The organism is Streptomyces niveus, assembly GCF_001723055.1.
In the GTDB taxonomy this organism is placed as follows: domain Bacteria; phylum Actinomycetota; class Actinomycetes; order Streptomycetales; family Streptomycetaceae; genus Streptomyces; species Streptomyces niveus.
In genome coordinates this window covers 1-22,020 of record NZ_MDCR01000216.1, presented here as the reverse complement: position 1 = coordinate 22,020, position 22,020 = coordinate 1, and the positions used below count along the sequence as shown (strand labels likewise).

At 70.9% G+C, this 22,020-nt stretch carries 21 protein-coding genes; 18 read left to right on the top strand and 3 right to left on the bottom strand.

Going from position 1 to position 22,020, the window contains the following annotated elements; translation table 11 throughout:
• Positions 1-193 precede the first annotated feature (193 nt).
• Positions 194-784: a Uma2 family endonuclease gene (locus BHU15_RS24250; RefSeq protein WP_069629135.1), complete on the top strand. Its 591-nt coding sequence runs from the start codon at positions 194-196 to the stop codon at positions 782-784.
• On the opposite strand, the gene BHU15_RS24245 is transcribed toward BHU15_RS24250, so the two are convergent.
• Together BHU15_RS24245 and BHU15_RS24240 are read right to left on the bottom strand one after the other, a co-directional pair.
• Positions 762-1,592: a DUF3097 domain-containing protein gene (locus tag BHU15_RS24245; protein WP_069629134.1), complete on the bottom strand. Its 831-nt coding sequence runs from the start codon at positions 1,590-1,592 to the stop codon at positions 762-764. The two genes, BHU15_RS24250 and BHU15_RS24245, sit on opposite strands and share 23 nt — an antisense overlap.
• 20 nt (positions 1,593-1,612) lie before the next feature.
• A complete protein-coding gene (locus BHU15_RS24240; RefSeq protein WP_069629133.1) occupies positions 1,613-2,326 on the bottom strand; it encodes an MBL fold metallo-hydrolase in 714 nt (237 codons plus the stop codon).
• A gap of 165 nt (positions 2,327-2,491) precedes the next feature.
• On the opposite strand from BHU15_RS24240, the gene hrcA reads away from it, so the two are divergent.
• The 11 genes from hrcA to BHU15_RS24185 all read left to right on the top strand — a co-directional run bounded on the left by hrcA (position 2,492) and on the right by BHU15_RS24185 (position 12,518).
• Positions 2,492-3,508 (top strand): heat-inducible transcriptional repressor HrcA, encoded by a 1,017-nt coding sequence (gene hrcA, locus BHU15_RS24235; protein WP_023541911.1) that lies wholly within the window; start codon positions 2,492-2,494, stop codon positions 3,506-3,508.
• Complete coding sequence (gene dnaJ / locus BHU15_RS24230; RefSeq protein WP_023541912.1) at positions 3,509-4,642, top strand: molecular chaperone DnaJ; 1,134 nt, start codon at positions 3,509-3,511, stop codon at positions 4,640-4,642.
• Positions 4,643-4,746: 104 nt separating this feature from the next.
• Positions 4,747-5,820, top strand: coding sequence for a nitronate monooxygenase (locus BHU15_RS24225; protein ID WP_069629132.1), 1,074 nt, complete (start codon positions 4,747-4,749; stop codon positions 5,818-5,820).
• Positions 5,817-6,557 (top strand): 16S rRNA (uracil(1498)-N(3))-methyltransferase, encoded by a 741-nt coding sequence (locus BHU15_RS24220; protein WP_069629131.1) that lies wholly within the window; start codon positions 5,817-5,819, stop codon positions 6,555-6,557. The genes BHU15_RS24225 and BHU15_RS24220 overlap by 4 nt, the downstream gene beginning before the upstream one ends.
• An 85-nt stretch (positions 6,558-6,642) precedes the next feature.
• Positions 6,643-7,002 carry a histidine triad nucleotide-binding protein gene (locus BHU15_RS24215; protein WP_069629130.1) on the top strand — a complete coding sequence of 120 codons (360 nt, stop codon included), beginning with the start codon at positions 6,643-6,645 and terminating at the stop codon, positions 7,000-7,002.
• Positions 7,003-7,005: 3 nt separating this feature from the next.
• Positions 7,006-7,914 carry a ribonuclease Z gene (locus tag BHU15_RS24210; RefSeq protein ID WP_069629129.1) on the top strand — a complete coding sequence of 303 codons (909 nt, stop codon included), beginning with the start codon at positions 7,006-7,008 and terminating at the stop codon, positions 7,912-7,914.
• Positions 7,915-8,022: 108 nt separating this feature from the next.
• On the top strand, positions 8,023-9,135 hold the full coding sequence (locus BHU15_RS24205; RefSeq protein ID WP_069622223.1) for a carbohydrate kinase family protein: 1,113 nt from the start codon (positions 8,023-8,025) through the stop codon (positions 9,133-9,135).
• A 162-nt stretch (positions 9,136-9,297) separates the two neighbouring features.
• Complete coding sequence (locus BHU15_RS24200) at positions 9,298-10,329, top strand: PhoH family protein (protein WP_079128345.1); 1,032 nt, start codon at positions 9,298-9,300, stop codon at positions 10,327-10,329.
• Positions 10,330-10,363: 34 nt separating this feature from the next.
• Positions 10,364-10,861: an rRNA maturation RNase YbeY gene (ybeY, locus tag BHU15_RS24195; protein WP_023541920.1), complete on the top strand. Its 498-nt coding sequence runs from the start codon at positions 10,364-10,366 to the stop codon at positions 10,859-10,861.
• A complete protein-coding gene (locus BHU15_RS24190) occupies positions 10,858-12,144 on the top strand; it encodes a hemolysin family protein (RefSeq protein WP_023541921.1) in 1,287 nt (428 codons plus the stop codon). Before ybeY ends, BHU15_RS24190 begins: the two co-directional genes overlap by 4 nt.
• 20 nt (positions 12,145-12,164) lie before the next feature.
• Positions 12,165-12,518, top strand: a complete 354-nt coding sequence (locus BHU15_RS24185) for an MmcQ/YjbR family DNA-binding protein (protein WP_069629139.1) — start codon at positions 12,165-12,167, stop codon at positions 12,516-12,518.
• A gap of 17 nt (positions 12,519-12,535) precedes the next feature.
• Here BHU15_RS24185 and BHU15_RS24180 read toward each other — a convergent pair whose 3' ends face one another.
• Positions 12,536-13,945 (bottom strand): polysaccharide pyruvyl transferase family protein, encoded by a 1,410-nt coding sequence (locus BHU15_RS24180; protein WP_069629127.1) that lies wholly within the window; start codon positions 13,943-13,945, stop codon positions 12,536-12,538.
• Positions 13,946-14,276: 331 nt separating this feature from the next.
• Between BHU15_RS24180 and BHU15_RS24175 the strand changes: the two genes are divergently transcribed.
• From BHU15_RS24175 to BHU15_RS24150, 6 genes are all read left to right on the top strand, one after another.
• Positions 14,277-14,633: a cytidine deaminase-like protein gene (locus BHU15_RS24175; protein WP_069629138.1), complete on the top strand. Its 357-nt coding sequence runs from the start codon at positions 14,277-14,279 to the stop codon at positions 14,631-14,633.
• A 60-nt stretch (positions 14,634-14,693) separates the two neighbouring features.
• A complete protein-coding gene (era, locus tag BHU15_RS24170) occupies positions 14,694-15,668 on the top strand; it encodes a GTPase Era (RefSeq protein ID WP_376204491.1) in 975 nt (324 codons plus the stop codon).
• 246 nt (positions 15,669-15,914) lie between these two features.
• The gene (leuA, locus tag BHU15_RS24165) at positions 15,915-17,711 is read left to right on the top strand and encodes a 2-isopropylmalate synthase (protein WP_069629126.1); all 1,797 of its coding nucleotides are present in this window, start codon (positions 15,915-15,917) and stop codon (positions 17,709-17,711) included.
• Positions 17,712-17,876: 165 nt separating this feature from the next.
• Entirely contained in the window at positions 17,877-18,572 is a 696-nt protein-coding gene (locus BHU15_RS24160) for a tellurite resistance TerB family protein (protein WP_069629136.1), read from the top strand.
• Positions 18,573-18,728: 156 nt separating this feature from the next.
• The gene (locus BHU15_RS24155) at positions 18,729-20,867 is read left to right on the top strand and encodes an MMPL family transporter (protein ID WP_069629125.1); all 2,139 of its coding nucleotides are present in this window, start codon (positions 18,729-18,731) and stop codon (positions 20,865-20,867) included.
• Positions 20,868-20,969: 102 nt separating this feature from the next.
• A partial coding sequence (locus tag BHU15_RS24150) for a sensor histidine kinase (RefSeq protein WP_069629124.1) occupies positions 20,970-22,020 on the top strand: 1,051 nt, incomplete at its 3' end.

Here is a 22,020-nt window from a genome sequence, read left to right as displayed (position 1 = left end):
CGGCGGGGCCGTACGGGGAGGGCCGGGCGGTGCTGACGCTGCGGGGACGGCTGCTGGCGGACGCGGTGGTCAGGGATCTGGTGGATTGATCACTCGGCCGGGTGGATGCGTGCAGGGACGACCTGTATCTGCCTACTCTCTTCGTAGGCTGCTCTCGCAAACAGGCGGCGGCAGAAAGCGGAGGGCCACGGAGATGACCGCTGTGGATGACCGATCGATCACTGACGACCTCGTCGCGTTCCTTGAGAAGTTCCAGCTTCCCGAGGGATACAAGACCGAGATCCTGCGGGGAGAAGTCGTGATGATGGCGGGGCCCGACCGGGTGCACAACCGGATTGTGCAGTCCGTGCAGGATCAGATTCCTCGCGACCGCTGGGAGCGTTTGCAGACCCAGGACATCGGAATCCCGGGAGAGGCGAGCGAACCGCAGCCCGACCTCGTTGTTCTGGAACGTGGTGTCGCGGACGGCCCCGGACGGCTCATTCCGGCGCCTGCAGTGACGCTGCTGGTGGAAGTCGTCTCCAAGACAAGCATCGACCGGGATTACGGTGAGAAGCGATCGATCTACGCTGCCGGCCGCGCACCCGCGTACCTGATCATTGATCCGATGGCGCAGCACTGCGTCCTGCTCACCGAGCCGACAGGTACCGGCGAAAGTGCCGACTACCGATCGGAGCGCACGACGAAGTTCGGTGAGCCGGCCCCCCTCGACGTGCTCGGGGTCGAACTGGACACCACGGATTTCGGCACCCTGCCCCCCGTCAAGCGGCACCGTCGTCCATAACCGTCACGAAGTCGATCAGTTCCTCCACCCGCCCCAGCAACGCCGGCTCCAGGTCGCGGAACGTGTGGACCGAGGAGAGGATCCGCTGCCACGCCGCACCGGTGTTTTCCGGCCAGCCCAGGGCCCGGCACACCCCCGTCTTCCAGTCCTGGCCGCGCGGGACCACCGGCCATGACGGGATGCCCACCGACGACGGCTTCACCGCCTCCCACACGTCGATGTACGGGTGGCCCACGATCAGCACGTCCGCCCCCGTGACCTGCTCCGCCAGGCGGGACTCCTTGGAGCCCGGCACCAGGTGGTCGACCAGGACGCCGAGCCGCGCGTCAGGCGCCGGGGCGAACTCCGCCACGATCGCCGGGAGGTCGTCGATGCCCTCCAGGTACTCCACGACCACGCCCTCGATACGGAGGTCGTCGCCCCAGACCCGCTCGACGAGCTCCGCGTCATGCCGCCCTTCCACGTAGATACGGCCCGCACGGGCCACCCGCGCCCGCGCGCCCGGGACGGCGACCGAGCCGGAGGCCGTACGCGTCGGCCGGACCGGGCCCGCGGCGGCCGGGCGGACCAGGGTGACGACCCGGCCTTCGAGCAGGAACCCGCGTTCCACCAGCGGGAACACCCGGTGCTTGCCGAAGCGGTCCTCCAGGGTGACCGTCGGCCCCTGCGCCGTCTTCTCGCAGCGGATCACCGCCCCGCAGAAGCCCGTCGACACCTCCTCGACCACCAGATCCGGTTCGGCGGGCACCTCGGGCACCGGCTTCGAACGCTTCCACGGCGGGGTGAGATCGGGGCTGTAACTGCGCATGCGCAGACGATAACGTCACGTCATCCGAAACGTGCGGCGAGCGCGTCCCGCTGGGCCCGTACGAACGCCGCGTCGACCACCGCGCCGTGGCCGGGGACGTACACCGCGTCCTCGCCGCCCAGGGCCAGCAGCCGGTCCAGCGCCGCCGGCCAGCGCGCGGGGACCGCGTCGTCGCCGGCCTGTGGTTCGCCCGACTCCTCGACCAGGTCGCCGCAGAAGACGACCTCCCGCCCGCCAGGGACGAACAGCGCGAGATCGTGCCCGGAGTGCCCGGGGCCGACATTGGCGAGAAGTACCTGCCGGCCGCCGAGGTCGAGCGTCCACTCGCCGGTCACCGGGTGCCGCGGCACGACCAGCGCGTCCACCGCCGACGCGGCCTCGGGGGCCGGTACCCCGTGCCGCACCGCCGAGGCGAGCACGGACTCGCGGCCGCGCAGCAGCAGCTCCCCCAGGCCGACCGCGCCGTAGACCCGCGCGCCAGAGAAGGCCGCCGTACCGAGGACGTGGTCGAAGTGGGCGTGACTGAGCGCGATGTGGGTGACGCGCCGTCCGCACAGGGCCTGCGCCTGCGCGCGGATCTCCGCGCCCTCACGGAGCGTGGAGCCCGTGTCGTACAGAAGAACGGCGTCCTCGCCGACGACGAGGCCGACGGTCGCATCCCAGCCAGGCAGTCGTCGTCTGCCGACCCCCGGGGCGATCCGTTCCCAGCCGTGCTCTTCCCAACGGACGTTCATACGGAGACGCTATCGGTGGGGCGGGCGGCAGCGCGCGCGGTAGCGTGTCCGGTCGGCCTTGCTAGGGGCGTACCTCACGGCCGTACACTGGCCCGGGGAATGCTGGCACTCCTACGCATCGAGTGCCAGGCCGGATCCGAGGACCCAGAGCTGGAGGTGTGCGCGATGCTGAGCGAACGCAGGCTTGAGGTGCTGCGCGCCATCGTCCAGGACTATGTCGGCACCGAGGAGCCCGTCGGCTCCAAGGCGTTGACCGAGCGGCACAAGCTCGGTGTCTCCCCGGCCACTGTCCGTAACGACATGGCGGTCCTGGAGGACGAGGGCTTCATCGCCCAGCCCCACACGAGTGCGGGGCGTATTCCGACGGACAAGGGCTACCGGCTCTTCGTGGACCGGCTGGCGGGCGTCAAACCCCTGTCGGCGCCCGAGCGCAGGGCCATCCAGAACTTTCTCGACAGCGCCGTCGACCTGGACGACGTGGTGGGCCGTACGGTACGGCTGCTGGCGCAGCTGACCAGGCAGGTCGCGGTCGTGCAGTACCCCTCGCTGACCCGCTCGACGGTGCGGCACGTGGAACTGCTCTCGCTGGCTCCCGCGCGGCTGATGCTGGTGCTGATCACCGACACCGGCCGGGTCGAGCAGCGCATGATCGACTGCCCGGTGCCGTTCGGCGACACGTCGCTCGCGGACCTGCGGGCCCGGCTCAACGCCCGGGTCGTGGGGCGCCGGTTCTCCGATGTGCCGCTGCTGGTGCAGGAGTTGCCCGAATCCTTCGACCTGGAGGACCGGGGGACGGTGACCACGGTCCTCGCGACGCTCCTGGAGACGCTGGTCGAGGAGACCGAGGAACGGCTGATGATCGGCGGCACCGCCAATCTGACGCGCTTCGGGCACGACTTCCCCCTGACGATCCGGCCGGTGCTGGAGGCACTTGAGGAGCAGGTCGTGCTCCTCAGGCTGCTCGGCGAGGCCGAGGACTCGGGCATGACCGTACGAATCGGGCACGAGAACGCCCACGAGGGCCTCAACTCCACGTCCGTCGTCGCGGTCGGCTACGGTTCGGGCGACGAGGCAGTCGCCAAACTCGGCGTGGTCGGACCGACCCGCATGGACTACCCCGGAACGATGGGAGCGGTACGCGCAGTGGCACGTTACGTCGGACAGATCCTGGCGGAGTCGTAAGTGGCCACGGACTACTACGCCGTACTCGGCGTACGCCGCGACGCATCACAGGACGAGATCAAAAAGGCATTCCGCAGGCTCGCCCGCGAGCTGCACCCGGATGTCAATCCCGATCCCAAGACGCAGGAGCGCTTCAAGGAGATCAACGCCGCGTACGAGGTGTTGTCGGACCCGCAGAAGAAGCAGGTCTACGACCTCGGCGGCGACCCGCTCTCGCAGGCGGGCGGCGGCGCCGGCGGCTTCGGGGCGGGTGGCTTCGGCAACTTCTCCGACATCATGGACGCGTTCTTCGGGACCTCGCAGCAGCGTGGGCCGAGGTCGCGGACGCGGCGCGGCCAGGACGCGATGATCCGGCTGGAGATCGACCTCAACGAGGCGGCCTTCGGTACGACGAAGGACATCCAGGTCGACACGGCCGTCGTCTGTACGACCTGTTCGGGCGAGGGCGCCGCACCCGGCACCTCCGCGCAGACCTGCGACATGTGCCGCGGTCGCGGCGAGGTCTCGCAGGTCACGCGGTCCTTCCTGGGCCAGGTCATGACATCGCGGCCCTGCCCGCAGTGCCAGGGCTTCGGTACGGTCGTGCCGACCCCCTGCCCCGAGTGCGCGGGCGACGGCCGTATCCGCTCGCGCCGCACGCTCACGGTCAAGATCCCCGCGGGCGTCGACAACGGCACCCGGATCCAGCTCTCCGGCGAGGGCGAGGTCGGGCCCGGTGGCGGTCCGGCGGGCGATCTGTACGTCGAGATCCACGAGTTGCCGCACGCGGTGTTCCAGCGGCGCGGCGACGATCTGCACTGCACGGTCACCATCCCGATGACCGCGGCGGCGCTGGGCACGCAGTGTCCGCTGGAGACGCTGGACGGGGTCGAGGACATCGACGTCAGGCCCGGTACCCAGTCGGGCCAGTCGATCCCGCTGCACGGCCGCGGCATCACGCATCTGCGGGGCGGTGGCCGGGGCGACCTGATCGTCCATGTCGAGGTCATGACCCCGTCGAAACTCGACCCGGAGCAGGAGCGGTTGCTGCGAGAGCTGGCGAAGCTCAGGGGCGAGGAGCGGCCCACCGGCCAGTTTCAACCGGGGCAGCAGGGGCTCTTCTCCCGGCTGAAGGACGCGTTCAACGGGCGCTGACCCGCCCGCTCTCCTCAGGCGTCGTACGGGCCGCTTCCGGCCGGTACGGCGCCTGACGACCAACCGGCATCAAAGTGCCACGAACGGCATGGCACCATGCGTGCATGTCCTCCGTGTTGACCGACATCTGCCGGTATCCGATCGTGCAGGCCCCCATGGCCGGCGGCGCGTCCTGCCCGCAGCTGGTCGCGGCCGTCGGTGACGCCGGAGGGCTCGGCTTCCTCGCCGCCGGGTACAAGACCGCCGACGGCATGTACGAAGAGGTCAAACAGCTCCGGGGGCTCAGCGGGGCCCCGTTCGGGATCAATCTGTTCATGCCGCAGCCGCACCACGACGACCGCGCCGCCGTGGACGTCTACCGCGAACAGCTCGCCGGTGAGTCGACCTGGTACGAGACCCCGCTCGGCGACCCCGAGGCGGGCCGCGACGACGGCTACGAGGCCAAGCTCGCCATACTCCTCGACGATCCCGTCCCGGTCGTCTCGTTCACCTTCGGCTGCCCCACGCCCACCGTGCTCGACGCCTTCACCCGCGTGGGCACCCTGACGGTCGTGACGGTGACCACCCCCGAGGAGGCCCAGACCGCCCAGTGGTCGGGCGCCGACGTCGTCTGCGTACAGGGCGTCGAGGCCGGCGGCCACCAGGGCACGCACCGCGACGACCCCGCCACTGACGGGGCGGGCATCGGGCTGCTGTCGCTCGTCACCCAGGTACGGGACTCCGTACGGCTGCCGGTCGTCGCGACCGGCGGGCTCATGCGCGGCGCCCAGATCGCCGCCGTCCTCGCCGCGGGCGCCGACGCCGCGCAGTTCGGCACCGCGTTCCTCGTCTGCCCCGAGTCCGGCGCCCACGCCCTGCACAAGCGGGCCATGACCAACCCGCTGTTCACCCGCACCGAACTCACCCGCGCCTTCACAGGGCGGCCCGCGCGCGGGCTCGTCAACCGCTTCATGCGCGAACACGGCCCCTACGCCCCGCCCGCGTACCCCGAGGTGCACCACCTCACCTCCGGACTGCGCAAGGCCGCCGCCAAGGTCGGCGACCCCCAGGGCATGGCCCTGTGGGCGGGCCAGGGCCACCGGATGGCCCGCGAGCTGCCCGCCGGACAGCTCGTGGAGGTCCTCGCCGACGAACTTGAAGCCGCCCGCGCCTCGTTGACCCAGGGAAACGCCTCATGACCGCACCTGTCTTCGTCGTCGACGCCACCGTCGGTCTGCGGCCGGGCACCGTCACGCTCGAAGGACCCGAGGGCCGCCACGCCGTCTCCGTAAGGAGGCTGCGCGTCGGCGAGGAGGTCGTGCTGACCGACGGCGCGGGCACCGGCGCCCACGGGACGGTCGCCGCCGTCCACGGCAAGGACCGGCTGGACGTGGAGGTCACCGGCGTACGTACGGAGGCCGACCCGGCGCCCCGTATCACCGTCGTCCAGGCGCTGCCCAAGGGCGACCGGGGCGAGGTGTCCGTCGAGACGATGACCGAGACCGGTGTCGACGCGATCGTGCCCTGGCAGGCCGCGCGCTGCATCACGCAGTGGAAGGGCGAACGGGGCGCCAAGTCCCTCGCCAAGTGGCGCGCCACCGCCCGCGAGGCGGGCAAGCAGTCCCGCAGGCTCCGCTTCCCCGAGGTCGCCGAGGCGGCGTCCTCCAAAGAGGTCGCGGCGCTGCTGGCGGCGGCCGACTTCGCCGCCGTCCTGCACGAGGAGGGCAGCGAGCCGCTGGCCACCGCCCAACTCCCCGACGGGGGAAGCATCGTGCTCGTCGTCGGACCCGAGGGCGGCGTCTCCCCGGACGAACTGGCGCTGTTCGCGGACGCCGGGGCCACGCCGTACCGGCTCGGCCCCACGGTCCTGCGCACCTCCACCGCCGGCACGGCCGCCTGCGCGCTGCTGCTGGGGCGTACGGGCCGCTGGTCCTGATCGCGCGCCGGCGGCGGGCGGATAGCATGCCCGGATACGGAAGTGACCCGGGGTGACCGGCCGATGCGATGAGGAGACCCGGACCATGGCGGGAGAACGACAGGCCGACTGCCTGTTCTGCAAGATCGTCGCCGGGGAGGTGCCCGCCACCGTCGTACGCGAGACGGAGACCACCCTGGCCTTCCGCGACATAAACCCGCAGGCCCCCACCCATGTCCTGGTGATCCCCAAGGTCCACTACCCGGACGCGGCCACCCTCGCCGCCGCCGAGCCGGGGATCGCCGCCGACATCCTGCGCGAGTCCGCCGAGGTCGCCGCCGAGGACAAGACCGCCGGCAGCGGCTACCGGATCATCTTCAACACCGGCAGCGGCGCCGGCCAGACCGTCTTCCACGCGCACGCCCACGTGCTGGGCGGACGCGGCTTCAACTGGCCCCCCGGCTAGGCCGTGTCCGTACGGGAACTCGTCGTCCTGGGGACCGCCAGCCAGGTGCCCACCCGGCACCGCAACCACAACGGCTATCTGCTGCGCTGGGACGGCGAGGGCATCCTCTTCGACCCCGGAGACGGCACCCAGCGCCAGATGGCGCGCGCCGGGGTCGCCGCGTACGACATCAACCGGATCTGCGTCACGCACTTCCACGGGGACCACTCGCTCGGCCTCGCCGGGGTGATCCAGCGCATCAATCTGGACCGCGTCCCGCACGAGGTCACCGCGCACTACCCGGCGAGCGGACACGTCTTCTTCAGGAGGCTGCGGTACGCGACGGCGTACCGCGAGACCGTCGGGATCACCGAGGCGCCCGTCGACGCCGACGGCGTGCTGGCGCGGACCGGCTCGTACACCCTCCAGGCACACAAGCTCTCGCACCCCGTCGAGTCCTACGGCTACCGGATCACCGAGCCCGACGGCCGCCGGATGCTGCCCGAACGCCTCGCCGCGCACGGCATCAAGGGCCCCGACGTGGGGCGGCTCCAGCGGGACGGGGAGCTGCGCGGGGTGACGCTCGCCGACGTCAGCGAGGAGCGCAGGGGGCAGCGCTTCGCGTTCGTCATGGACACCCGGCTCTGCGACGGGGTGCACGCGCTGGCCGACGGCTGCGACATGCTGGTCATCGAGTCGACCTTCCTCGACGAGGACGGTCAACTGGCCGCCGACCACGGCCATCTGACCGCCGGTCAGGCGGGCGCGGTGGCGAAGGAGGCCGGCGTACGGCACCTGGTGCTGACGCACTTCTCGCAGCGCTACGGCGATCCGTCCGAGTTCGAGCGGCAGGCGCGGATGGCCGGTTACGACGGTGAGCTGACCGTCGCCGCCGACCTCGTCCGCGTACCGCTCCCCAAGCGCTCGGGCTGATCAGGCCGGGGCCGGTGCGCCGCCCGCCACCACGGCCTGCCGCAGCGCCGACTGTCAGTGCCATCGGGCACACTGTCCGGATCCGTACGCCGATCCGGGAGCGCGACCGTGACCCCACGTGAAGGAACGCCGCAGGAGCACACCGCCCATGTCGACCCGCTGGGCGCCCTGCGCGCCCCGGACGACCCGGACTGCGACGTCTACCTGACCGGCACGGTCTTCCTCGACATCATCTTCACCGGCCTCGACAGCGCACCCGTGCGCGGCACCGAGTCCTGGGCCAGGGGCATGGGTTCCAGCCCCGGCGGCATCGCCAACATGGCCAGCGCGCTGGCCCGGCTCGGCCTGCGTACGTCCCTCGCGGCGGCCTTCGGCGACGACCACTACGGGGAGTACTGCTGGGACGCCCTGGAGCAGGGCGAGGGCATCGACCTCTCCGGCTCCCGCACCGTCCCCGGCTGGCACTCGCCGGTCACCGTCTCCATGGCGTACGAGGGCGAGCGCACGATGGTCTCGCACGGCCACGAGGCGCCGCCGCCCGAGGGCGCCCTGCCCGAGTGCCCGCCCCGCGCGCGTGCCGCGGTCGCCGCGCTCACCCCGGGCCGCAGCGACGGGTGGATCGCCCGCGCCGCCCGGCACGGGGCGCGGGTCTTCGCCGACGTGGGCTGGGACGACACCGGCCGCTGGGACCTGGCGGGCCTTCCCGACCTGGCGCACTGCGAGGCGTTCCTGCCCAACGCCGAGGAGGCGATGCGCTACACCCGTACCGAGTGCCCCAGGGCCGCCGCGCGGGCGCTCGCCGAGCTGGTGCCGCTGGTGGTCGTGACGCTGGGCGCGGAGGGCGCGTACGCGGTGGACAGCGCCACCGGCGCCACCGCCGAGGTGCCGGCCATTGACGTGGAGGCGCTCGATCCGACGGGCGCGGGCGACGTGTTCGTCGCCGGGTTCGTCACCGGCACCCTCGCCGGCTGGCCGCTCGCCGACCGGCTCGCCTTCTCCGGGCTCACGGCGGCCCTGTCCGTCCAGGAGTTCGGCGGATCGCTGTCGGCGCCCGGCTGGGCGGAGGTCGCCGCGTGGTGGAACTACGTCCAGTCGTCGGCGGACCAGGACCCGGCGGCGCTGCGCCGGTACGCCTTCCTGGCGGGCCTGCTGCCCGCGCCGACCCGGCCGTGGCCGCTGCGCAGGGCCGTACCGACGATCGGCTTCGGGCGTTCGGCCTGACACCGCCTCTCCCGGCTCCCCCCGCCGTCGGCCGGCCTCCGCGGAACGCGCGCGGAAAAGCCCTACGGGCTTGTCGGTGCGGGGTCGTACGCTGGTACCCAGAGGTTGTCGAGCGGCGAGAACCCCGCAACGGGAGGTATGTGCAGGCCACAGTGCCGGCCCATGACTCAGACACCCACAGTTCGCACCCCCGCGCCCGGTCAGGCGCGAGCCCACTTCACCATTCCCGCCAAGCACCCGATGGTGACGATCCTGGGTTCCGGTGACTCGTTGCTGCGCGTGATCGAGAAGGCGTTCCCGGCCGTCGACATCCATGTCCGGGGCAATCAGATCAGTGCCGTGGGCGACGCGGCCGAGGTCGCGCTGATCCAGAGCCTGTTCGACGAGATGATGCTGGTGCTCCGCACCGGTCAGCCGATGACGGAGGACGCAGTGGAACGCTCGATCGCCATGCTCAGGGCGAGCGAGAACGGCGGCGCGGACGGACCTGAGACCCCCGCCGAGGTTCTCACCCAGAACATCGTCTCCAGCCGTGGCCGCACGATCCGCCCCAAGACGCTCAACCAGAAGCGTTACGTGGACGCGATCGACCGGCACACGATCGTCTTCGGCATCGGCCCGGCCGGTACCGGCAAGACGTATCTGGCCATGGCCAAGGCCGTGCAGGCCCTCCAGTCCAAGCAGGTCACCAGGATCATCCTGACCAGGCCCGCGGTGGAGGCCGGCGAGCGGCTCGGCTTCCTGCCCGGCACGCTGTACGAGAAGATCGACCCGTATCTGCGCCCGCTGTACGACGCGCTGCACGACATGCTCGACCCCGACTCGATCCCGCGCCTGATGGCCGCGGGCACGATCGAGGTGGCGCCCCTGGCGTACATGCGCGGAAGGACGCTGAACGACGCGTTCATCATCCTCGACGAGGCGCAGAACACCAGCTCGCAGCAGATGAAGATGTTCCTGACGAGGCTCGGCTTCGACTCGAAGATCGTCATCACCGGCGATGTGACCCAGGTCGACCTCCCCGGCGGCACCAAGAGCGGGCTGCGCCAGGTCCAGGACATCCTCCACGACGTGGAGGACGTGCACTTCTCCCGGCTCACCTCCGACGATGTCGTACGGCACAAGCTCGTCGGCCGTATCGTCGACGCCTACGAGCAGTACGACAGCCGCAACGGCAACGAACCGCACAGCTGACCAGCGGCACTAACCGGGAGAGTCACACCGCACCATGTCGATCGACGTCAACAACGAGTCAGGCACCGAGGTCGACGAGCAGGCGATCCTCGGGGCCGCCCGCTACGCGCTCACCCGGATGCGAATCCACCCCCTCTCCGAGCTGTCGGTGATCGTGGTGGATTCAGCCGCCATGGAGCAGCTGCACATGCAGTGGATGGACCTCCCTGGTCCGACCGACGTCATGTCCTTCCCGATGGACGAGCTGCGTCCGCCGGTGAAGGACGACGAGGAGCCCCCGCAGGGGCTCCTCGGTGACGTCGTGCTCTGCCCGGAGGTCGCCAAGGCCCAGGGCGAACAGGCGCCGACGCGGCACTCCATGGACGAGGAGCTCCAGCTCCTGACCGTCCACGGTGTGCTGCATCTCCTCGGGTACGACCACGAGGAGCCGGACGAGAAGGCCGAGATGTTCGGCCTCCAGGCGGCCATCGTGGACGGCTGGCGGGCCGAACAGGGCCTGACCGGTCCCTCTCCCGCGCCGACCGTCTCGTGATCACGCAACTGATCATCGGGGCGGTCGCGCTGGTCGTGGTCGCCTGGCTGGCGGCCTGCGCCGAGGCGGGGCTCGCCCGCGTCTCGACCTTCCGCGCCGCCGAGGCCGAGCGCTCCGGGCGGCGCGGCGCCGACAAGCTGGCGCAGATCGCCGCCGATCCGACGCGGTATCTCAACGTGGCGCTGCTGGTGCGCGTCGCGTGCGAGATGGCGGCCGGGGTGATCGTGACGTACGTCTGCCTGGAGAAGTTCCACGACACCTGGGCCGCGCTGCTCGTCGCGATCGGCGTGATGGTCCTGGTGTCGTATGTCGCCGTGGGCGTCTCGCCGCGCACCATCGGCCGTCAGCACCCCCTGAACACGGCCACGGTCGCGGCGTACGTCCTGCTGCCGCTTGCCAGGATCATGGGGCCGGTCCCGCAGCTGCTGATCCTCCTCGGCAACGCGCTGACGCCCGGCAAGGGCTTCCGCAAGGGACCGTTCGCGAGCGAGGCCGAGCTGCGGGCGATGGTGGACCTCGCCGAGCAGGAGTCGCTGATCGAGGACGACGAGCGCCGCATGGTGCACTCGGTCTTCGAGCTGGGGGACACGCTGGTGCGGGAGGTCATGGTGCCGCGTACGGACCTGGTCTGCATCGAGCGCTACAAGACGATCCGCCAGGCCCTGACGCTGGCGCTGCGCTCCGGTTTCTCCCGGATCCCGGTCACGGGCGAGAACGAGGACGACATCGTCGGCATCGTCTACCTCAAGGACCTCGTGCGGAAGTCGCACATCAACCGGGAATCCGAGGCCGATCTGGTCTCCACGGCGATGCGCCCGGCGGCGTTCGTGCCGGACACGAAGAACGCGGGCGATCTGCTGCGGGAGATGCAGCAGGAGCGCAACCACGTCGCCGTCGTCATCGACGAGTACGGCGGCACGGCGGGCATCGTGACGATCGAGGACATCCTGGAGGAGATCGTCGGCGAGATCACGGACGAGTACGACCGTGAGCTGCCGCCGGTCGAGGAGACCGGCACCGACTCCTACCGGGTCACGGCCCGGCTCGACATCGGGGATCTCGGGGAGCTGTACGGGCTCGACGAGTTCGACGACGAGGACGTGGAGACGGTCGGCGGTCTGCTCGCGAAGGCGCTCGGCCGGGTGCCGATCGCCGGCGCCAGCGCGCTGGTCGAGCTGCCGGACGGGCGCACGCTGCGGCTGACGGCGGAGTCCCCGGCGGGCCGGCGGAACAAGATCGTGACGGTGCTGGCGGAGCCGGCCGAACCGGCGGCGTCGCGGTGAGCGCCGCCGGGCGGGGGTCGCTGTCGCGGGACGAACTGCGCGCGTTCTGCCTGGAGTTCAACGCCTCCACGGAGGAGTTCCCCTTCTACCCCGACCTGTCGGTCTTCAAGGTGGTGGGGAAGGTGTTCGCGCTCAGCGCCCTGGACGACGAGCCGTTGAAGGTCTCGCTCAAGTGCGACCCGGACGAGGCGCTCCGGCTGCGCGCGGCGCACCCGGAGATCGTTCCCGGCTGGCATCTCAACAAGCGTCACTGGAACACGGTCACGGTCCCCGGCCTGCCCGCGCGGACGGTGCGCGAGCTGATCGAGGACAGTTACGACCTGGTGGTGGCCGGTCTGCCGAAGGCGCAGCGCCTCCGGCTCGACCGGCCGTAACGGGCCCTTCGGGCCGCTCAGTTGTTGTTCGGCCGCAGCCGGCGCCGTACCTGACGCCGGACGGCCGGACCGATCCGCACGGGCAGGCTCCGCTCCATGCTGGCCAGCCGCCGTTCCATCAGGTTGAGCTGCTTCTGGAGCTCGTTGTTCTTCTTGGTGAGGATGTCGATACGGCGGTCGGCGACCGTGTGGCGCTCGTGCAGCCGGCTGAAGCGGTAGTGCAGCGAGCCGTCGTCGCTGCCGTCCCACACGCCCAGTGACGGCGGCAGATCGAGGGCGTCGAGCCGCAGGTCGTAGGCGGCGCCGCCGTCGCCGTGCGTGAAGGTGTTCTCCAGACCGTTCCGGTCCAGGAAGGCGACGAAGCGGTCGAAGCGCTCCTTGTGCCCGTTCAGCATCTCGCTGTAGTCGGCCTGCTCGTACAGCTCCCGCGGGTGGATGTCGGCGGGCGTGGCGCTGAGCATGCGGTGCGGGATGCCGAAGTAGCGGCACAGCTCCAGGGTCCGGGAGTCATGGACGAGGACGACGCTGGGGGTGCCGGCGAGCAGGGGCGCGATGTTGCCGTGGATGCGGGTGCCGTAGGCGAAGTCGTACGTCGCCAGCTCGTCCATCCAGGTCTTGGGGTCCAGCGGGACGCGCACCCGGTTCTCGGCGAACAGCGGGTGGGTCAGCCGCCGGGGGAAGCGGGTCTTGGGGCCGGTGACGGCGGAGGTGTCGCCCCAGAAGAGGACTTCCGCGTCGGCGATGTTCTGCGCGTAGTACCGCAGATGGGGGAAGCGTTCGAGCGCGTGCCGGGCCAGGCCCTCCATGTCGCCGACGGCTATCGCGCCGGGGGACATGTTGATCGCGATCCGGGAGTGGGCGTCGATGGGGCCCGGGTCCCGCGGGGTCGGGAAGGTGTCGCCGTGCAGGAACATCGACGGGCAGCCGATGACCTCGACGTGCCGTTTGAAGCCGAGCCGTTCCAGATAGGAGGCGGTCAGTTCACCGCGTACGCCGATGGAGGCGGATCTCTCCAGGACGGCCTTGACGAACCTCTTCACCGACGCCTCGATGGGCGCGAGCCGGGTGGTGTCGTAGTCCTCGGGCACCTGCGCGCCCACGCCCACGACGACGACGGGGATGGTGAGCTGCTCGATGAGGGCGGAGAGTTTGTTCAGGTTGGGCTTGAAGGAGGGCCGGAAGGCGTTGGCGAGCGGTACGACGAAGACGTCGTAGTCCCGGTTGATCTGCTGCGCCCGCTCCGGCGTCGCGACGGTGCCGATACCGTTGGACGTGACCTCGGTCCGCTCGGTGAGCAGAATCTTGTGCGCGGCGTCGCTGAAGAGGAGATTCCCGGAGTTCGTGCCGATCAGGTCCTTCTGGAGGAACTCCTGCTGACTGGCGACGTAGAACGGGCTCTTCCCAGAGCGTATGAGTATGCGCTTCATGGACCTCTTCCTCGTCTGCTGGGACACCCGCCCGGGAGCCCGGCGCAGCGCGCTCACCCCCGACCGTGTCGGTCCGGGTCAAGTGACCGGCCCCGTGTGGAACGGGACGATACCCGAGGTCAAAAGCTAGAAGACATGGCTATTTCATCCTTTGTTGGCATGCCATTCATGTGATCTTAAGCTCGCATCTCCTCCCGAATTCGCGCCGTTTCACGCTCCGTCAGACGGACGGTGCGCTCCGTACGCCGAGAGCCCGGCAAGATCCAAACGGCAGGCCCTAGCGGGGAGGCAGGGACGACGAGCGGCGGACCGGCTCTCTATGCTCGGGCGCATGACGACGCAGAGCACCGGCCTCGACCCCGAGGACCGCAAGATCATCACGCTGGCCCGCAGCGCCCGTGCCCGCAACGGGGTGCCCGAGGGGGCCGCCGTGCGGGACGACACCGGGCGGACCTATGTCGCCGGGACCGTCGACCTCGACTCCCTCAAGCTCAGCGCGCTGCGCACCGCCGTCGCCATGGCCGTCGCGAGCGGCGCCACCTCGCTGGAGGCCGCCGCCGTCGTCACCGAGGCCGGGGCGGCGAGCGACGAGGACCGCGCCGCCGTACGTGATCTCGGCGGGCCCGGTACGCCGGTGCTCGTCGCCGCTCCCGACGGGACCGTGCGGCTGACGGCCACCGCCGGCTGAGCCGTCCGCGAAGGGCGCCGAAGGGCCGACTGGTCGGCGGGGGCGGGACGATCGGGGAGAATGGCCCGCATGAGCGCTCGTACCCCTTCGTCTCCCGAGACTTCCGCCGAACCGTCCAAGGCCCCCCACCGGGCCGGTTTCGCCTGCTTCGTCGGTCGCCCCAACGCGGGCAAGTCCACCCTCACGAACGCTCTGGTCGGCCAGAAGGTGGCGATCACCTCCAGCCGGCCGCAGACCACCCGCCACACGGTGCGCGGCATCGTGCACCGGCCCGACGCGCAGCTGATCCTGGTGGACACCCCCGGTCTCCACAAGCCGCGCACGCTGCTCGGTGAGCGGCTCAACGACGTCGTACGGACCACCTGGGCCGAGGTCGACGTCATCGGCTTCTGCGTGCCCGCCGACCAGAAGCTCGGCCCCGGTGACCGCTTCATCGCCAAGGAGCTCGCCGGGATCCGCAAGACGCCGAAGGTCGCGCTCGTCACCAAGACCGACCTCGTCGACTCCCGCGTCCTGGCCGAGCAGCTGATCGCGATCGACCAGCTCGGCCGGGAGCTGGGCTTCGAGTGGGCCGAGATCATCCCCGTCTCGGCCGTCAGCGGCGACCAGGTCGGCCTCGTCGCCGACCTGCTGGTCCCGCTGCTGCCCGAGAGCCCGCCGCTGTACCCGGAGGGCGACCTCACCGACGAGCCCGAGATGGTCATGGTCGCGGAGCTGATCCGCGAGGCGGCGCTCGAAGGCGTACGGGACGAGCTGCCGCACTCGATCGCCGTCGTGGTCGAGGAGATGCTGCCGCGCGAGGACCGGCCGGCGGACAAGCCGCTGCTGGACATCCACGCGAACGTCTACATCGAGCGGCCCAGCCAGAAGGGGATCATCATCGGCCCCAAGGGGCAGCGGCTCAAGGAGGTCGGGACGAAGTCCCGCAAGCACATCGAGGCGCTGCTGGGCACGCCCGTCTTCCTCGATCTGCACGTCAAGGTCGCGAAGGACTGGCAGCGCGACCCGAAGCAGCTGCGCAAGCTCGGCTTCTGAGCAGGGCTTCCGTGAGGTTTTGGGTGACTTTGGACTGTTCCTCCGGTGATCCCGCATACTGATACGGACCCGCGCGGACCGGACGGCTCCGCTAGGCTGCCGCACATCATGCGTTTCGGGCTGCTTCTCCTTAGCTGCCGCGGCGAGGGTCTGTAGTCGTAGGCCGACCCCCTCCCCGCGGAGTCTGGTGATGCGGTTTTCCCGCCCCGTCGGCCGTCCCAGCGGACACACGAGGAGCCCAACGCAATGTCTGAGCGCACGTCCGACCCCGCTGTACCCGGATCGGCCGTCGGCCGTCCCACCCCGGTCACCAACGCCACGCACACCCAGCGCCCGTCCGGGATGCCGATCCACAAGTACGGCCGGTACGAGGCCGTGGACATCCCCGACCGCACCTGGCCGGACAACCGCGTCACCCAGGCGCCCCGCTGGCTCTCCACCGACCTGCGCGACGGCAACCAGGCCCTGATCGACCCCATGTCGCCCGCCCGCAAGCGCGAGATGTTCGACCTGCTGGTGCGCATGGGCTACAAGGAGATCGAGGTCGGCTTCCCGTCGTCCGGCGAGACCGACTTCGCCTTCGTACGGTCGATCATCGAAGAGGGCGCCATCCCCGAGGACGTGACGATCTCCGTCCTGACGCAGGCCCGCGAGGAGCTGATCGAGCGCACCGTCCAGTCGCTCGTCGGCGCCCACCGCGCCACCGTCCACCTGTACAACGCCACCGCCCCCACCTTCCGCCGCGTCGTCTTCCGGGGGACCCGCGAGCAGGTCAGGCAGATCGCCGTGGACGGTACGCGGCTGGTCTCCGAGTACGCCGAGAAGATCCTGGGCCCGGAGACGGTCTTCGGCTACCAGTACAGCCCGGAGATCTTCACCGACACCGAGCTGGACTTCGCCCTGGAGGTCTGCGAGGGCGTCATGGACGTCTGGCAGCCCGAGGAGGGCCGCGAGATCATCCTCAACCTGCCGGCCACCGTCGAGCGCTCCACGCCCTCCACGCACGCCGACCGCTTCGAATGGATGTCACGGAACCTGTCGCGCCGTGAGCACGTCTGCCTCTCCGTACACCCGCACAACGACCGCGGCACCGCCGTCGCCGCCGCCGAGCTGGCGCTCATGGCCGGGGCCGACCGTATCGAGGGCTGTCTCTTCGGCCAGGGTGAGCGCACCGGCAACGTCGACCTGGTGACCCTGGGCATGAACCTGTTCTCGCAGGGCATCGACCCGCAGATCGATTTCTCGCAGATCGACGAGATCCGGCGCACCAGCGAGTACTGCAACCAGATGGAGATCCACCCGCGCCACCCCTACGCGGGCGACCTCGTCTACACCTCCTTCTCCGGCTCCCACCAGGACGCCATCAAGAAGGGCTTCGACGCCATGGAGGCCGACGCCGCCGCCCGGGGCACGACGGTCGACGACATCGAGTGGGCCGTGCCGTATCTGCCGATCGACCCCAAGGACGTGGGCCGTTCGTACGAAGCGGTCATCCGGGTCAACTCGCAGTCCGGCAAGGGCGGCATCGCCTACGTACTGAAGAACGACCACAAGCTGGACCTGCCGCGCCGGATGCAGATCGAGTTCTCGCGGATCATCCAGGCGAAGACGGACTCAGAGGGCGGCGAGATCACACCGAAGGAGATCTGGTCGGCCTTCGTGGACGAGTACCTGCCCAACGAGGGCGACGAGAGGGCCCGTTGGGGACGGATCCAGCTGCGGTCCGGCCAGTCCACGACCGACAAGGACGGCACGGACACCCTCACCGTCGAGGCCGTCGTGGACGGCCGGGAGACCGTCCTCACCGGCTCCGGCAACGGACCGATTTCGGCCTTCTTCGCCGCGCTGGCCGCCGTCGGGGTCGACGCGCGGCTGCTGGACTACTCCGAGCACACGATGAGCGAGGGCGCGAGCGCCCAGGCCGCGTCGTACATCGAGTGCGCGATCGACGGGAAGGTGCTGTGGGGGATCGGTATTGACGCCAACACCACGCGCGCCTCTCTGAAGGCCGTGGTCTCCGCGGTCAACCGCGCACCGCGCTGACCTGAGCGTTCACCGGCAGAACCGGAACCCCGTCCACCGATCGCGGTGGGCGGGGTTCGGCCATGTCGTGGCGACCTGGCGCCGGGGTAATGACGCCGCATCGTTGCTGTGGTTAACATCACGTCAATGCGGCAAAGTTGCCGAAGCGTTATGGAGGTGCGCGACGTGCTGCCAGGCCAGAGCTCAAACGGCAGGAAACTGCGCGTCTGTGGCATTCACACCGCGTGGAGCACCGTCGGCGACGGGGAGTTCTTCTGCCCCGACTGCGGCGGAGACCGCAACTACCGCCGCCGCACCGGCCGTCGCCGCTTCGCCGTGCTCGGCCTGCCGCTGGTGCCGCGCGGCTCGGCCGGACCCGTCGTCGAATGCGCCGCCTGCCACGGCCACTTCGGCCTCGACATCCTCGACCACCCCACCACCACCCGCTTCTCCGCGATGCTCCGCGACGCCGTGCACACCGTCGCGCTCGCCGTCCTCGCGGCCGGCGGCACCGCCTCCCGTACGGTCCGCGAGACCGCCGTCTCCACGGTCCGCGCCGCCGGGATCGAGGACTGCACGGAGGAGCAGCTCACGGACCTGGTGGAGGCCCTGGCCGCCGACACCGGCCGGTTCCTGATCGACCCCGGCCCCTGCGGGGCGGCGCTCGCCATCGAGCTGCACGAGGCGCTGGAGCCACTGGCCCCGCATCTCGCGGCGGCCGGCCGGGAGTCGATCCTGCTCCAGGGCGCGCGGATCGCGCTCGCCGACGGGCCGTACAGCGCGGCGGAGCGCGACGTGCTGTCGACCGTGGGCGGGGCGTTGCAGCTGTGCGCCGAGGACACGGCGCGGCTGCTGGAGTCGGCGCGCACGCCCTCACCCTGACCCCGCCCCCCTCCCGCGTACTCCCCCGGGAGTAATCGCGCGGACCTGTCACCCGGTGCGGTAACCCCCATCTCGCCCTCACGCGCGACGAATCCGCCCCTTCCGGGACCGAGGCTGGGACCAGACTCTGACCGGACGCGCAGAAGGGGGGCCGCGATGAGGCCCGAGAACAGACGCCGACATCTGCTGCCCTGGGCGGTGGTGGGGCTGTGGGTGGTCGTGATCGCCGTGGCCGCGATGTTCGCCGGGAAGCTCGGCGGCGTACAGCGCGACGAGGCCGTCGACTACCTCCCGGCGAGCGCCGACTCCACGCACGTGGAGAAGGTCCGCCAGGAGCTGCCCGGCGGTGAGACGACCGACGTGATCGTCGTCTACCACCGCGACGGCGGGCTCACCGCCGCCGACCGGACCGCCGCCGACGGGCAGTTGGCCCGGATCGCGGCGGAGCAGAAGCTCACCGCCCCGCCCAAGGGCATCCCGTCGAAGGACGGGACGACGCTGATGTACCCGATCGCGAGCGCCGCGCCGACCGGGCCCGGGGCGGACAAGGAAGCCGCGCAGAAGGCCTTCGTCGAGGACGTACGGGCCATCGCCACGACCGACGGCGACGAGGCCCGCGCGGGCGGCGGCGGCAGCAGCGGACCGGACATCGCGAGCGGGCTCGACATCGAGGTCGGCGGGGCCGGCGCGCTCATGGCCGACATGGAGTCCGTCTTCGAGTCCATCGACGGCACCCTGATGATCGCGACCGTGCTCGTCGTCGCCTTCCTGCTGATCATCACCTACCGCAGCCCCTTCCTGTGGATCGTGCCGCTGGTCGTCGTCGGCGCCGCCGCCGTCAGCTCCATGGCCGTCGTCTACGGCATGGTGCGGGCCTTCGACGTGGTCGTCACCAGCCAGAGCGCGGCGATCATGACCGTCCTCGTGTTCGGCGCCGGCACCGACTACGCGCTGCTGCTGGTCTCCCGCTACCGGGAGGAGCTGCGCCGCGTACCCGAGCCGTACGAGGCGATGCGCACCGCGCTGCGCAACTGCGGCCCCGCCGTCCTCGCCTCCTCCGGCACCGTCGCCGCCGGTCTGCTCTGCCTGCTCGCCGCCGACCTCAACAGCAGCAGCGGCATGGGACCCATCGCCGCCATCGGCGTCGTGTGCGCGCTCGTCGCGATGCTCACGCTGCTGCCCGCCGTCCTGGTGCTGCTCGGCCGCCGCGTCTTCTGGCCGCTGATCCCCGCGTACGGCAGTGAGGTCAAGCAGCGCCGCTCCTTCTTCGCGGCCATGGGTTCCTCGGCCGCCCGCAGGCCGGTCGCCGTGCTCGGCACCGGTCTTGTGGTGCTCGGCGCCCTCGCGCTCGGCGTACTGAACCTGCCCGGCGCCGTGAAGCAGGAGGACAGCTTCATCGACCGGCCCGAGTCCGTCACCGCCATGCAGCGCCTGACCGACGCCTACCCGGACCAGAGCGCCCAGCCCATCAGCGTCATGGCGCCCACCGACGCGGCCGGCACGGCGCTCGACACCACCCGTACGCTGCCCGGCGTCGCCGACGCGCAGCGGGGCCGCAGCGGCGGCGGCTGGACCGAGATCGTCGTCTTCGCGAAGGACGCGCCCGAGTCGGTGGAGGAGAGCGCCACGATCGAACGGCTGCGGTCCGCCCTCGGCGACGAGACGTACGTCGGCGGGCCCAGCGCGCAGCAGATCGACCTCGCCGACACCAACGCCAGCGACCGGCTGTACGTCATCCCGCTCGTCATCGTCGCCGTGCTGCTGATCCTCGTCGCGCTGCTGCGCAGCATCGTCGCGCCGCTGATGCTGGTGGCGGCCGTGGTGGTCGTGTGGGGCGCGTCTATGGGCATCGGCGGGCTGGTCTTCGAGCCGCTGCTGGGCTTCGCCGGGGTCGATCCCGGGCTGGCGCTGCTGTCGTTCGTGTTCCTGGTCGCGCTCGGTGTCGACTACGGGATCTTCCTGATGCACCGGATGCGGGAGGAGGCCCTGAAGGGCGCCGAGCCGGAGGAGGCCGCGCTGACGGCGCTGCGCAGCACGGGCGGTGTCATCGCGTCGGCGGGCATCGTGCTGGCCGCGACCTTCGGTGTGCTGGCCTCGCTGCCGCTGGTGATGCTCGCCGAGATGGGGATCCTCGTCGCCGTCGGCGTACTGCTGGACACGTTCCTGGTGCGGACGTATCTGGTGACGAGCGCGAGCGTGCTGCTCGGCCGCAAGGTCTGGTGGCCGGGGGCGCTCTCCGGGCCACCGGCCGCGGAGCCCGTACCCGAGCGGGAAACGGTCGGCTCGGGGGTCTGAACAGCGTGCGGTGACCGGTGCGGTACGGGCGGTACGGCTCCGAGGGGGAGAGATCCGTACCGCACCGGTCCCTTTCGTACGGCGAGGAGAGAGGATGGGCCCGTGCCGGCCAACCCCACCAGAGGACCACTCACCGAACGCGTCTTCGCGGTGCTCAACCGCGACCCGCTCGACGCGCCGAACCAGGCGCGCACGGACCTGCTGGTCGCCGGGGTCGTCGGTGTGCTGGGGGCGGCGCTCGCCGTCGGCGTGCCGGGCGCCGGGCCGGCTCTCGACGCCCTCGGCTGGGCGATGTTCGCCGCGATCACCGCGTGCCTGATCTGGCGGCGGCGCCACCCGGTGGGCGTGCTGCTGGTGATGGTGGTGCTCGTCGCCACGTACCACGCGCTGGACTACTCGCACGCCGCGACCACCCCCGCGACGATGGTCGCCCTCTACACCCTCGCCGTCACCGGTCCGCCGCTGCGGGCCGCGCTGCTCGGTTCCTGCGTCGTCTGCGTCACGCTCACCGTGATGCTGCTGATCAACACCGACCGGGGCATCGAGATGCTCCGCACGTCCGGCTGGATCGTGGCGGTCCTGGTGATCGGCATGGACGTACGCGTCTACCGCAAGTACATCGCGGCGGTCGTGGAACGCGCGGAGCGCGCGGAACGCGACCGCGAGAAGGAGGCGGCGCGGCGCGTCGCCGAGGAACGCCTGCGGATCGCGCGGGACCTGCACGACCTGCTGGCCCACAGCATCACGCTCATCGGCGTCCAGACGTCGGTGGCCTCGCACGTCCTCGACGTCGACCCCGAACGGCTGGACCGGGCGGCCATCGCCCAGGCGCTCGACGGCATCTCGGACACCTGCCGCGAGGCGCGCTCCGAACTGCGCACCACGCTGGAGGTGCTGCGCACCGCCGGCACGGCCGAGGGCGACGACGGCAACTGGGCCGGCGCCCTGCCCGATCTGGCGGCGCTGTCCGGCCTGGTGGAGGCCGCGCGGACCGGGGGCGCCGAGACGGAGCTGTCGGTACGGACGGAGGGCGTACGTGTCCCGCCGGTGGCCGAGGCGGCGGCGTACCGGATCGTGCAGGAATCCCTCACCAACGCCGTACGGCACGCGGGCCCCGCGCCCCGGGTCCAGGTACAGGTGGAGACGCGCGCCG